General features: G+C 45.1%; 1 protein-coding gene. It reads right to left on the bottom strand.

All coding sequences use genetic code 11. From position 1 onward, the window contains the following. The coding region (locus R7Z77_RS27215; RefSeq protein ID WP_318137286.1) for a membrane integrity-associated transporter subunit PqiC at positions 1 to 552 on the bottom strand (552 nt) is incomplete at its 3' end. Positions 553 to 577: the final 25 nt, after the last annotated feature.

Below are 577 nucleotides of genomic sequence, written 5' to 3' on the forward strand. Positions count from 1 at the left end.
TAGTTGGTTCAAACCTGCCGACAGTGCATCAACCAGAGCGTCGTAGCCTTCATCTTGCAATGGCATCAATATTTTTACTTGCGAGCTGCGAACGACGTTGCCGCTTGCATCGATGAGTAACCATTCACCTTCAATCTCTGCGTTACCTTGGTAGCTACCATTAAACTTGTTCAAAGTAAGTTGAAGCTTGGATTCTCCACTTTGATCCAGAAGATTATTCATTTCAACTGGCCAATAGTCGCTTTGTTTTTGGCGTAGCTCAGCCACAACACGTTGGGTAATTTGCTCAGAAATACTTTGAGCCCACTGGTGGCGTTTGGCTTGAACAATCTGAGTATCTGATGTGCGATACACAATACTATTGTCATTCAGGTAACTAGCGAGTTGAGCCGGACGAATCACCAGTAAAGGGCGTTCTGCAACGCTCATCTGGTTAGACGTTTTTGTCTCAGCTTTAGGTAGGAGATACAGCGCCCCTGTTGTTTCTGGCGCGCTGCTGCATCCTGTCAATCCGGTTATAAGTGCTGTCGCTAATAAAAATACACGTTTCATTATTGTTGCCCTCTAACAGGAATTG

The organism is Vibrio sp. 1401 (genome assembly GCF_033340295.1).